10 protein-coding genes are annotated in these 11,961 nt (G+C 74.5%); 7 read left to right on the plus strand and 3 right to left on the minus strand.

The window, feature by feature from the left end; translation table 11 throughout:
• Positions 1 to 42: 42 nt before the first annotated feature.
• Positions 43 to 1,482 (plus strand): HAMP domain-containing sensor histidine kinase, encoded by a 1,440-nt coding sequence (locus ABZ321_RS18025; RefSeq protein WP_354892388.1) that lies wholly within the window; start codon positions 43 to 45, stop codon positions 1,480 to 1,482.
• On the opposite strand, the gene ABZ321_RS18030 is transcribed toward ABZ321_RS18025, so the two are convergent.
• A complete protein-coding gene (locus ABZ321_RS18030) occupies positions 1,457 to 2,365 on the minus strand; it encodes an EamA family transporter (RefSeq protein WP_344498454.1) in 909 nt (302 codons plus the stop codon). The genes ABZ321_RS18025 and ABZ321_RS18030 overlap by 26 nt on opposite strands.
• Before the next feature lie 130 nt (positions 2,366 to 2,495).
• On the opposite strand from ABZ321_RS18030, the gene ABZ321_RS18035 reads away from it, so the two are divergent.
• Positions 2,496 to 3,353: a LysR family transcriptional regulator gene (locus tag ABZ321_RS18035; RefSeq protein ID WP_354892391.1), complete on the plus strand. Its 858-nt coding sequence runs from the start codon at positions 2,496 to 2,498 to the stop codon at positions 3,351 to 3,353.
• Between the two features lie 82 nt (positions 3,354 to 3,435).
• Positions 3,436 to 4,143 carry an alpha/beta fold hydrolase gene (locus ABZ321_RS18040; RefSeq protein WP_354892394.1) on the plus strand — a complete coding sequence of 236 codons (708 nt, stop codon included), beginning with the start codon at positions 3,436 to 3,438 and terminating at the stop codon, positions 4,141 to 4,143.
• Between the two features lie 4 nt (positions 4,144 to 4,147).
• Here ABZ321_RS18040 and ABZ321_RS18045 read toward each other — a convergent pair whose 3' ends face one another.
• The gene (locus tag ABZ321_RS18045; protein WP_354892396.1) at positions 4,148 to 6,268 is read right to left on the minus strand and encodes an MMPL family transporter; all 2,121 of its coding nucleotides are present in this window, start codon (positions 6,266 to 6,268) and stop codon (positions 4,148 to 4,150) included.
• 156 nt (positions 6,269 to 6,424) lie between these two features.
• On the opposite strand from ABZ321_RS18045, the gene ABZ321_RS18050 reads away from it, so the two are divergent.
• Together ABZ321_RS18050 and ABZ321_RS18055 are read left to right on the plus strand one after the other, a co-directional pair.
• Positions 6,425 to 6,946: a SigE family RNA polymerase sigma factor gene (locus tag ABZ321_RS18050; RefSeq protein WP_354892399.1), complete on the plus strand. Its 522-nt coding sequence runs from the start codon at positions 6,425 to 6,427 to the stop codon at positions 6,944 to 6,946.
• Positions 6,947 to 7,164: 218 nt separating this feature from the next.
• Positions 7,165 to 8,391 carry a hypothetical protein gene (locus tag ABZ321_RS18055; protein WP_354892402.1) on the plus strand — a complete coding sequence of 409 codons (1,227 nt, stop codon included), beginning with the start codon at positions 7,165 to 7,167 and terminating at the stop codon, positions 8,389 to 8,391.
• A gap of 89 nt (positions 8,392 to 8,480) precedes the next feature.
• Here ABZ321_RS18055 and ABZ321_RS18060 read toward each other — a convergent pair whose 3' ends face one another.
• Entirely contained in the window at positions 8,481 to 9,341 is an 861-nt protein-coding gene (locus tag ABZ321_RS18060; protein ID WP_354892405.1) for an expansin EXLX1 family cellulose-binding protein, read from the minus strand.
• A gap of 110 nt (positions 9,342 to 9,451) precedes the next feature.
• Between ABZ321_RS18060 and ABZ321_RS18065 the strand changes: the two genes are divergently transcribed.
• On the plus strand, positions 9,452 to 10,831 hold the full coding sequence (locus ABZ321_RS18065) for a phthalyl amidase (protein WP_354892408.1): 1,380 nt from the start codon (positions 9,452 to 9,454) through the stop codon (positions 10,829 to 10,831).
• A 162-nt stretch (positions 10,832 to 10,993) separates the two neighbouring features.
• Positions 10,994 to 11,961 (plus strand): serine hydrolase domain-containing protein (locus tag ABZ321_RS18070; RefSeq protein WP_354892411.1); only part of this gene is annotated, 968 nt, incomplete at its 3' end.

An 11,961-nucleotide genomic window follows, 5' to 3' on the forward strand; every position in this document is an offset into this window, starting at 1 on the left:
CCCGCGGGAGGAGCCCCTGTGAAGCCCGCGGGAGGAGCCCCTGTGAAGCCCGCGGGAGGTGCCCCGGTGCAGCGGGCCCGGGCGGTGCTGGGGCGGTGGTGGCGGCGCAGGACGCTGCACGACCGGCTGTCGCTGCTGGTCACGGCGGCGGTCGCGGCGGCGGTGCTGACGGTCGCGGGGATCGCGTTCGCGGCGGTCGCGCAGATCCAGCGCCAGCAGCTGCGCTCGCAGCTGGAGACCGACGCGCGGTCCGTCGTCGCGCAGCCCGAGCTGTGGCGGGACGGCCCGCCGCCGCAGGGGCCGGGCGGGCGGCGGGATCCGCGGTTCCGGCGCGACATCGGGCCGCGCTGGCAGGTGCTCGGCCGCGACGCCACCGTCACCGCGCACTCGACGAACGACCTGCCGGTCACCGACGGCGCGCGGCGGGTCGCGGCCGGTGAGGAGCAGCAGGTCCAGGAGCGGGTGCTCCTCGACGGGCACAGCTACCTGATGCTGACCGTCGCCGCGGGCCGGGGCGGCGGGGCGGTGCAGGTGGCCGCCGACCAGACCCCGGCGAACCGGACGCTGACCATGTTCGGGCTGCTCATGGCCGCCGGCTGCGTGCTGGGCATCGGCGGGGCCGCGGCGCTCGGCCGGACCGTCGCCCGCGCCGGGCTGGTCCCCGTGCAGCAGCTGACGAAGGCCGTCGAGGACGTCGCCGTCACCATGGACCTGAACCGGCCCGTCCCGATCCACGGCGTCGACGAGATCGCCCGCCTCGGCCAGTCGGTGAACACGATGCTCGCCGCGATCGACGCCGCCCGCCAGTCGCAGCGGACCCTGGTCGAGGACGCCAGCCACGAGCTGCGGACCCCGCTGACCAGCATCCGCACCAACATCGAGCTGCTGCTGGCGGTGGAGCGGCAGCCCGAGCTGGCGCACCGGCTGCCGCCGGAGGAGCGGGCGAAGCTGCTGCGGGACCTCGACGCCCAGGTCGGCGAGCTGGCGGCGCTCACCACCGAGCTGGTCGAGCTGGCCCGCGAGGAGACGACCCGGGAGCCGGCCGAGGACGTCGAGCTGACCGACGTCGTGGCGGCCGCGATCGACCGGGTGCGCATCCGCGTCCCGGCGGTGACCTTCACGTTCGACGCGGACGCCGCCCCCGTCCACGGCCGGCCCAACGAGCTGGAGCGCATGGTCGTCAACGTCCTCGACAACGCCGCCAAGTGGAGCCCGCCCGGCGCCACCGTGCACACCGGGCTCACCGCCGAGCAGGGCTGGTGCGTGCTGCGGATCGCCGACACCGGCCCCGGCATCGACGCCGAGGACCTGCCGCACGTCTTCGACCGCTTCTACCGCTCGCCGGCCGCCCGTGGCATGCCGGGCTCGGGCCTCGGCCTCGCCATCGTGGCGCAGACCGCCGCCCAGCACGGCGGCACGGTCACCGCCGCCCCCAACGACCCGCGCGGGACCGTCGTCACGATCCGGCTGCCGCGCCTGTAGCGGCCCCGCGGTCCTTCCACAGCACCACGCCCGCGCTGGCCGCGACGACGAACCCGATCGCGGCGATCTGCGCCGGGTGCAGGTCCTGGCCGAGGAGCACCCACCCCATCAGCGCCGCGATCGCCGGGCCGAGGCTCATCAGCACAGCAAACGTCGACGTCGGCAGGCGGCGCAGCGCGGTCAGCTCGAACGTGTACGGCAGTACCGACGACAACACCGCCACCGCGGCGCCCAGGGCGAGCACGCGGGGGCCGGTCAACGCCGCGCCGGCGCCGAGGATCCCGGCGGGCAGGGCCAGCAGCGCGGCGACGAGCATCGCGAGGGTCAGGCCGTCGCGCTTCGGGAAGGTGGCGCCGGCCCGCGCCGACAGCATGATGTAGCAGGCCCAGGCGGCGCCGGCGAGGAACGCGCAGCCCACCCCGAGCGGGTCGAGCTGGTCGAACCCACCGCCGCCGAGCAGCGCCACCCCGGCGAGCGCGAGCAGCGCCCACAGCCACGCCACCCGCCGCCGCGCGGTGACCACCGACAGCGTCAGCGGCCCCAGCACCTCCAGGGTGACGACCGGGCCGATCGGCATGCGCGCGATGGCGACGTAGAACGCGAGGTTCATGCCGGCGAGGACGGCGCCGAAGAGGCCGACGAGGATCCATTGCCGGGTGGTGTACCCCCTGAGCCTCGGCCGTCCGATCGCGACGAGGACCGCGCTGCCGATGAGCAGCCGCAGCGACACGACCCCGGCCGCCCCGGCGAGCGGGAAGAGGGTGGTGGCGACGGCCGCCCCACTGTGGACGGACGTCTGCGACGCGAGGACCCGCCACACCCCGCCGCCCTTGGACTCGACGGCGACGGTGGTCGGGGCGGGCGCGGTCAGGACGTCGGTCACACGGCAACGCTATGCAGTGGCGCGGATCATGGGAAATGCCGTTTCGCCGGTGGTTATGCTTGACGCGCATGACCAGTCCGCAGCGCCGCGGAGGGGCCGGCCATGCGTGGGGCCTTTGAAGGCGGCGGGAATGGCGACCATCGAGCTGCGGCACCTCCGGGGGTTCCTGGCCATCGCGGAGGAGGGCAACCTCACCCGCGCGGCCGCCCGCCTGCACCTGACCCAGCCGGCGCTGACCCGCACCCTGCAGCAGCTGGAGGCGCACCTCGGGGCCCGGCTCGTCGACCGCTCCACGCACCACCTGGCGCTGACCCCGGCCGGCCACGAGTTCCGCCGCAACGCGGCCGCCGCGATCGCCGCCGTCGAGCACGCCCTCGACCCCGACCGGTCCCGGGGGCTGCCGGTCCGGCTCGGCCACGCGTGGTCGGCGCTCGGGGCGTACACCACCAGCCTCCAGCGACGGTGGAAGCGGGCACACCCGGACACCGTGCTGGAGCTGCTGCGCCTCGACGAGCGCAGCGCCGGCCTCGCGTCCGGCACGGTCGACGTCGCCGTGCTGCGCGGCGCGCCCGACGTCCCCGGTGTGGTGACGGCCCACCTGATGCGCGAGCCCCGGCTCGCCGCGGTCGCCGACGACAGCCCCCTGGCGGGCCGCGCCTCGCTGACGCTCGCCGACCTCGCCGCGGAGCCCCTGGCGCTGAACACGGTGACCGGCAGCACCACCCTCGCCCTGTGGCCGCCGGACGCCGCGCCGTCACAGGTCGTGCCCGTGAAGAACACCGACGACTGGCTGTCGGTCATCATCGCCGGCGACGCGGTCGGCGTGACACCCGCGGGCACCGCCGCGATGCACCCGAACCCGGCGGTGCGCTACGTCCCGCTCACCGACACACCCCCGGTCGACGTGATCCTCGCGTGGCGGGAGCCCTTCACCCACCCGGCCGTGCCCGACCTGCTCCGCCTCGCCCACGACGTCGTCAGGCGCTGACCGCCCCCCAGATCGTGCCCGTTCCCCAGGATGCGACCATCGTCGGCGCGCTGTCAGGCGCGCGACCGATGGGAAACGACCTATGACGCTGCGGCGCAGCCACGGGGGGCGGACGGCGAAGGCCGTGCTGCTGCTGCACGGGTACACGCACGGGCCGCGGCAGGTCGAGCGGCTCGCCGGGCTGTTCTACGAGCGCGGGTGCAACGTCTACGCGCCGGCGGCGCCCGGGCACGGCACGCCGGACGCCACGCACAGGGGTTTCACGTCGCGGGAGCTGCTGCGGTACGCCGGCGACGCGCTCGACGTCACCGCCACGCTGGGCGACGAGGTGGGGGTCGTCGGGGTGTCGGCCGGCGCGGCCCTCGCCACGTGGCTCGGCGCGAGCCGCGGCGACACGGTCGCCCGGCTGCTGCTGATCACGCCGCTGTTCGCGCCCCGGCGGCGGGTGCCGTGGCCGCTGACCACCCTGTACGGCCTGCGCCTCCTGCCGGACCACGTCGACGCGCGGGGTTACTCGTTCACGGCGGTCGCCCAGTACCTGCGGGTCGCGGCGAACCTCCCGAAGCGGCCGGCGGTGGGCGCGCTGCGGCGGGTCGCGGTCGTGACGTCGCCGGGCGACACGGTCATCGACGCGGTGCGCGCCGTGGCCGTGCCGCGACGGCTGGCCGAGGCGGCCGGCGCGGCCTTCACCCACCACATGCTGCCGGAGGGTGAGGACCACGCCCACAACGTCATCGGCGCGCACGCCGAGGCGCTCGACGAGCTCTACGCCGACCTGTACGACGCCTGACCCGTCACCCCGCGTGCCGCCCCGGCGCCCCGGTCGCGACGTGCCGGCCCGGGTGATGCGCCGGAGCATCCGGACTCTGAGCGGACTCGCCGGAAGACGAAGCCGTGGTAGGGCGGGCGGGCCACCAGAAGCGCTCGCCGAGCAGCAGGGCGATCGCCGGCACGACCACGGTCCGCACCACCAGGGTGTCCAGGACGACGCCGATGCCGACGATCACCCCGATCTGCGTCAGCACGATCACCGGCAGCACCCCGAGCACGGTGAACACGGCCGCGAGCAGGATGCCGGCGGAGGTGATGACGCCACCGGTCGCGCCCAGCGCCCGGATCACGCCCGCGCGGGTGTCGCCCAGCGCCGCCGCCTCCTGCCGGGCCCTGGTGACGAGGAAGATGTTGTAGTCGACGCCGAGCGCCACGAGGAACAGGAAGCTCAGCAGCGGCACGCCCGCGTCGAGGGCCGGGATGTCCAGGACGTGCCGCAGCACGAGGCCGGCGGCGCCGACGCTCGCGGCGAAGCTGACGATGACGGTGAGCAGGAGCAGCACCGGCGCCACGACCGAGCGCAGCAGCAGCACGAGGACGAGCAGCACCACCAGCAGCACCAGGGGGACCACGACGGTGTTGTCGCGGCTGTACGCGTCGCGCTTGTCCAGGTCCGCGGCAGGCGCCCCGCCGACGAGCGTCTCGCCGGCCGAGAGCGCGCCGAGGGCCGACCGCAGCGCCCGGACCGTGTCGTCGGCGGCCGGCGTGCCCGATCCGGCCTTCAGGTCGACGCGCAGCTTGGTCAGCGTGCCGTCGTCGGAGCGTTCGGGCCGGCCGACCGCGGCGACGCCGTCCGTGCCCTCGACGGCGGCCACGACCCGGTCGGTGGCGGCCGCGGGGACGATCACGGTCACCGGCTGCGCCGAACCGGCGGGGAAGTGCCTGGCGAGGGCCTCCTGCGCGGTGACCGACTCGACCTGCGTGCGGAACTGCTCGGTCTGCGACAGCCCGATCGACGTGCTCAGCAGGCCGCCGGCGAGCACCGCGAGCAGGACGGTGGCGCCGGCGAGGACCCTGGCGGGGTGCCGGCCGACGGCGTGCGCGACGCGGGACCACAGGCCGCGGGTCGTCGGGTCGTCGCTGCCGACCCGCGGCACGAACGGCCAGAAGATCCCGCGCGGCAGGCACACCAGCGCGGCGGGCAGCACCACGAGCCCGAACAGCAGCGCCACGGCGACCCCGATCGCGGCGGCGACGCCGAGCGTCCGGTTCGCGGTCAGGACCGCCGCGAGCAGCGTCAGCAGCGCGAGGACGACGGTGCCGGCGCTGGCGACGACGGCCGGCGCGGCGTTGCGCAGCGCGACCCGCATCGCCTCCCGGCGGTCGTCGGCGCGGCGCAGCTCCTCCCGGTACCGGGAGATCAGCAGCAACGCGTAGTCGGTGCCGGCGCCGAAGACGAGCACGGACACGATGCCGCTGACCGACGCGTCGGTGCGCTCGCCGACGAGCACGGCGACCCACGGCAGCAGCTTCGCCACGACCTGGTCGCCGACGCCGATGACGACGAGCGGGACGATCCAGAGCAGCGGGCTGCGGTACGTGATGAGCAGCAGCAGCGCGACCACGCTGGCCGTGGCGATGAGCAGCGTGACGTCGGCGCCCTCGAACGCGGCGGAGATGTCGCGCCCGAACGCGGGCCCGCCGGTCACCTGCGCGCTCAGCCCGGCCGGCAGGCCGCCGTGCACGGTCTCGCGCAGCTTGTCGACGGCGGCGTACAGCTCGTCGCCCTCGCCGGTGAGCGTCACGGGCAGCAGCGCGGCCCGCCCGTCCTCGGCGACGACGGCCGGCGCCTGCCCGCCGGCGGTGGTCCTGGTCCGCTCGATCGCCGCGCGGTCGGCGTCGGTGAGGGGTGCGTCGCGCCGCTCGTACACGACGACGGCCACCTCGGCGCGGCCGCTGGCGAACCGGTCGGCCAGCTCGATGACCTTCGTCGACTGCTTGCCCGCCGGCAGCCCGTCGGCGGGCTCCTTCTCCGGCTGGGCGGGCGAGGTGAGGAACACCAGCGCCGTCAGCCCCACCGTGACCAGCAGGATCAGGACCGCGCCGAACCGGCTCGTGACGGCCGCCGTCACTCGTGTGCCCACGCTCTGTACCTTCCGGAGACAAATATTTCGACGATCGAACTTCCGTTGCCCCCTTGATACCCGCCCGACCCAAATCGACGCAAGAATCGACGCAAAAACTCGTCATGGATCACACCCCTCCTTTCCCGGCGCGGTGGCGTGTCGGAGGGTGTGGAGGTGGACGTGGACGCAGAGGAGTCGTTCCTGGCGTACGTGCGGGAGCGGGTCGCCGCGCTGTCGCGGATCGCGTTCCTGCTCACCGGGGACCGGCACCTGGCCGAGGACCTGGTGCAGGAGACGCTGCTGCGGGTGGCCGGCCGGTGGGGGCGGATCGCGGCCGGCGGGGACCCCGACCCGTACGTCCGCCGCGCCCTCTACCACCAGCACGTGTCCGCGTGGCGGCGGCACCGCGGGCGGACCGTCCACGTGGCGCACCCGCCGGACCGCCCCGGCCCCGACGAGTCCGACGCGGTCACCGGCAGCGTGGCCGTCCGCGCCGCGCTCGCCAGGCTGGCCCCGCGGCAGCGCGCGGTGATCGTGCTCCGCTACTTCGAGGACCTCACCGAGGCGCAGACCGCCGACATCCTCGGCTGCCGCGTCGGCACGGTGAAGAGCCAGACCCGCGACGCGCTCGCCCGGCTGCGGGCGGTCGCCCCGGAGCTGCTCGGCGACCCTTCCGAACTGGAGGTGCGAGGATGACGCAGGAGTTCACCCGCCGCCTGGCCGCGGCCGCCGACGACATGCCCGCCGCCCGCGTCCCGTCCGACCTGTTCCGCCGCGGCCGCCGCCGACACCGGTTGCAAATGTCGACATTTGCCATTTTCGCTATTGTACTGGCATTTGCCGCTTCCATTGCACTTAGCGGGGTTGACGGCGCTGTGGTCCCGGCGAGCGGGACGAGCACCGTGCCGGGGCGGTTGCACGAGCCCTGGCCCTGGCAGGCCAGCGTGGCCGGCTCGCCCCGTGGCCCGGCCGCGCTGCTGGTCAGCGGCGGCGGGGGCTACCAGGCGATGGACCTGCCCTTCACGTACGGCAGCCGCATCAGCGCGATCGGCCGCGACGGCTCCTACCGCGTCCTGCCCTTCGGCACCACCTACCTGCAGGCCGGCCAGGACGTGCTGCTGTCCCCGGACGGCCGCTACGCCGCGGGCAACGGCACCTACGAGCGCCTCCTCGGCACCGGCGACACCGACGTGTCCATCGTGGACCTGACCACCGGCGAGGAGCGGCGCCACCAGGGCTCCGGCCCCGCCGTCCCGGTCGCGTGGAGCCACGACGGCCGCCGCCTGCTGGTGCACCGGTTCGGCGCGTCCTCCTGGGCCGACACGCCCTTCGACGGCGCCGACACCACCGGGTCCGACAACGGCGCGCTGTGGCTGCTCGACGTCGGCTCCGGCGCCGCGACGCACCTGCTGGACCTGGGCCGCACCCGCCGCGACGCCGCCGCCTTCTCCCCCGACGGCCGCACCGTCGCCGTCCAGCTCGGCCGCGAGCTCGCCCTGCTCGACTCGGCCACCGGCACCCGCCGCCCGCTCGCCACCCTGCCGGCCGGCGCCCACCTCGGCGGCCCGTGGTCGTACACCGCGGACGGCACCGGCCTCGGCGTCCTCACCATCGCCGACGGCTGCACCACCGGCTGCTCCAACGCCGCCCGCAACGCCAGGTCCTGGCGCCTCACCGTCCTGTCCACCACGACCGGCACCGAGCTCCCCACGACGTTCCCCACCTTCGGCGGCGCCACGGCCCGCCTCGCCGGCTGGCAACGCGACGGCACCGCGGTCCTGGTCCGCTACACCGACGAGACGAACGGCGGGGAACCCTCCGACGACCCACCTGCCGCCTACCGCGCTGTCTCCGACGCCGACCTCCTGGCCCTCACCCCCGGCGGCACCACGAAGTCCCTGCTCACCAAGCCCAAGGGCGTCATCTGGGACGTGGACGTCGCCACCGACCTGGTGACGGCCGGCGCCTTCGGCGGCCCCTCCCCCGCCCCGTCGGTGTTCCCGCTGGCCCGCTGGGCGGCGACCACGGTCTTCGTCGCCCTGTGGGCCCTGGCCATGCTCACCTGGCTCACCATCACCCTGCGCCGCCGCACCCGCCGCCGCCCACCCCTGCGCCCCGCCGCGCATCCAGGAGCCAGGTGATGCCGGTGGGCGGGTTCGTTGTGCGGCTGGAAGAACGAAGTCGCGTTCCCAGGTCGGATGTCGCACCCCGGGAACCGCCGCGATCGCTTTCAGCAGGTGGGTGGGGCGGTGCTGGCCGCGGCGGCGGCGACCGGGGTGGTGGCGGCGGCCGACGGGGACTCGGACGGGGAGGGCGACGGGGACGGAGAGGGCGGGGCCGGGCTGTACATGAGCGTGGGCGTCTGCTGGAACACCGACGAGCCCAGGGCGATCCCCGACAGCGTGACCTGGTGGCCGGAGGCGTCCGTGACGCGCAGGGTGACCGGGCCGGTCAGGCCCGACGGGCCGGTCCACGTGTTGTCGGTGTTGTGCTTCAGCGGCGTCCAGCCGGCGGCCGTCTGGAGCTCCACAGTGGACAGCCGGTTGCCGTGGTTGTCCAGGACGACCGAGAGGGACGAGTAGCCGGTGCCGCCCTTGGCGCGGACCTTCAGGGGGCCGGCGAGGTCGGGGTCGCGGACGGTGCCGTAGGTGATCTGGATGATGCCGGCGCTGACGGAGCCGATGCGGGAGAAGGCGCCCTTGCTCAGGTCGATCTTGCCGGCGGGGCAGGACGGGCACTGGTCGACGACCTGCACGTTGGTGGTCTGGCCGTTGGGGCCGGTCACGGCGAGGTAGGAGCCGCACGCCGCGCCGCCGGCCCATTCGGCGGGGCCGATCGCGGCGTAGGCGTCGGTGGAGGGGGCGCCGAGGTTGCACATGCCGTTGCGGTTGGTGCTGTAGTAGGAGGCGCTGCCGGAGCGCACGTTCTCGATCACCGGCGCCAGCGCGGGAAAAGCCGGAGCCGCCGGCGCGGCGGGGACCGAGGCGCAGGCCGCCTCGCCGGTGTCCTGCAGGACGAGCACGAGCGACACGACGACGGCGAGCACGCCGCCCGCGGCAGGGATGATCCAACGCAGGTGACGGCGCTCCATGGGTCCGGGAGTCTAGAAGGCAGACCGCGAAACCCGAAATCGACGATAACAAGCACGATGAGTGCACACAGTCGTTGACAGCAAGGCATCGACGAGCGTCTCATGTGTGGATGCGCAGCGTAGCGTCGTTGATCCTTGTCGCGGGCATCCTCGCCGTCCCGGCGCCCGCCGCCGCGGACCCGCCGGTCTGCGGCCCGCCGGTCGTGAGCACCACGCAGCCCGGCTACACGGTCGCGGATCCGGGCTGCGACGTGAACGGCACGCCGTTCGTGCCGGTCAACGGGTCGAGCGTGTGGACCGGGATCGCCGACGGTGCGGCGTACCGCATCGAGAAGCCCGCCGACTGGAACGGCGAGCTGGTGCTGTACGCGCACGGGTACCGCGGACTCGGCACGACCGTGTTCGTCGACAGCCCGTCGCTGCGCGCGCACTACCTGTCGCGCGGCTTCGCCTGGGCCGCGTCCAGCTACGCGACCAACGGCTACGACGTCGGGCAGGGCGTGCGCGACTCGTACACCCTGATCGACCGCTTCAAGGAGCGCACCGGGCTGCGCGCCAGGTCCGTCTACATGACCGGCGCGTCGATGGGCGGCCACGTCACGGCGGTGGCCATCGAGGAGCACCCGCAGGCGTTCGTCGGCGCGATGCCCGTCTGCGGCGTCCTCGGCGACGCGGAGCTGTTCGACTACTTCCTCGACGCCAACGTGACCGCGGCGGCGCTCACCGGCACCGCCATCACGTTCCCGAAGGCGCCCGTCGATCCGTCGTTCCAGGAGGTGTACCGCCAGCAGATCGCCCGGCAGGTGCCGCTGCTCGGGCAGGGGGCGGGGCTGACCGCGCTGGGCCGCACGTGGGGCGACTTCGTCGAGCAGCGCAGCGGCGGCACGCGGCCGGGCTTCGACAACGCGATCGCCTACTGGAGCGCGCTGCCCGGGATCCCGCCGCTGACCACGGTGCCGTTCCTGTTCGGGGTCTACCCGGGGCTGTCCGGCGGCACCGCCGGCATCGCCGAGGGCAACCTCACGTCGAACCGGTTCACGCTGTACCAGAGCGACGACAGCCCGTGGCTCAGCCGTGACGAGCTGCGGGTCAACCGCGACGTCCTGCGGGTCGACCGCACCGACCGGCCGTCGCGGGACCTGTCGGGGGTGCCGCGCGTCGACGGGCGGCCGCGGGTGCCGGTGCTGTCGATGCACACGATCGGCGACCTGTTCGTGCCGCTGTCGATGGAGCAGGAGTACGCGCGCCGCGCCGCCCTGCAGGGCCGCGGGAAGCTGTTCGTGTCCCGCGCGGTGCGGGCCCTCGGGCACTGCGAGTTCACCGTGCCGGAGCTCGCGCAGGGCTTCGACGACCTGGTCTCGTGGGTCAGGACCGGGCACCGGCCGGCCGGCGACGCGATCCTGGACCGCCGGGCCGTGGCCGCGGACGACTTCGGCTGCCGGTTCACGCTGACGCAGCGCCCGACCTTCGGGGCCGCCTGCCCCGCCTGAAATGCCACCTGCCCCGCCTGAAAATGCCACCTGCCCGCCTGAAAATGAGCGGCGAGGTCGCCACGGTCCCCGGTACGGTGGCCGCAGCAACTTCCGGTGCGCCGGTGACGGTTACTTCTCCAAAAAGCGCGCCGTCACCACCGAAGATCTCGGGAGCTGCCCATGCTCGGCGACATCGCCGGCTTCTCCGGCGCGGTCCGCGTCGACCGTGCCGGCGTGACGGAGTTCGCCGCGGCGTATGGCCTCGCCGACCGCGCGGCGGACGTGCCCAACACGGTCGGGACCAGGTTCGGCATCGCGTCGGCCACCAAGGGGCTGACGGCCCTCGCCGTGATGAGCCTCGTCGAGGACAAGACGCTTGCGCTGGACACGCCGGCGCGGGAGCTGCTCGGCGCCGACCTGCCGCTCATCGGCGCGGACGTCACCGTCGAGCACCTGCTGGCGCACCGCTCCGGGATCGGCGACTACTTCGACGAGGACACCGCCGGCGACATCACCGACTTCGTGCTGCCGGTGCCGGTGCACGAGCTGGCGGACACCGAGGACTACCTGAAGGTCCTCGGCGGCCATCCGGCGAAGTTCCCGGCCGGCGAGCGGTTCGCGTACTGCAACAGCGGCTACGTCGTGCTCGCCCTCATCGCCTCCCGCACCGCCGGGCTGCCGTTTCACGACCTCGTCACGCGGCGGGTGTGCGAGCCGGCGGGGATGACCGGGACCGGGTTCCCGCGCTCCGACGAGCTGCCCGCCGGCGCGGCGCGAGGCTACCTGCACGCATCGGGCTCCGACCGGACCAACGTGTTCCACCTGCCGGTCCGCGGCAGCGGCGACGGCGGCGCGTACTCGACGGTCGCGGACTTCGGCGCGTTCTGGACGGCGCTCTTCGCGGGGCGGATCGTGCCCGGGGCGCGGGTGCGGGAGATGCTCCGGCCGCGCAGCGACGCGACCGAGGGGCCCCGGCGCTACGGGCTCGGCTTCTGGCTGCACGGGACCGGCAAGGCGGTCACCCTCGAAGGCTATGACGCGGGTGTGTCGTTCCGCAGCGTCCACGACCCGGACACCGCACTGACGTGGACCGTCGTGTCGAACACGTCCGACGGCGCGTGGCCCGTCGCCCGGCGCCTGGCTGAGCG

It is taken from the genome of Dactylosporangium sp. NPDC006015, from assembly GCF_040614215.1.
Classification (GTDB): Bacteria; Actinomycetota; Actinomycetes; order Mycobacteriales; family Micromonosporaceae; genus Dactylosporangium; species Dactylosporangium maewongense.

Coding starts and splice junctions, on each gene's coding strand:
- ABZ321_RS18035 (WP_354892391.1), top strand. CDS start 2,496: ATGGCGACCATCGAGCTGCGGCACCTCCGGGGGTTCCTGGCCATCGCG.
- ABZ321_RS18040 (WP_354892394.1), top strand. CDS start 3,436: ATGACGCTGCGGCGCAGCCACGGGGGGCGGACGGCGAAGGCCGTGCTG.
- ABZ321_RS18060 (WP_354892405.1), bottom strand. CDS start 9,341: ATGGAGCGCCGTCACCTGCGTTGGATCATCCCTGCCGCGGGCGGCGTG.
- ABZ321_RS18065 (WP_354892408.1), top strand. CDS start 9,452: ATGCGCAGCGTAGCGTCGTTGATCCTTGTCGCGGGCATCCTCGCCGTC.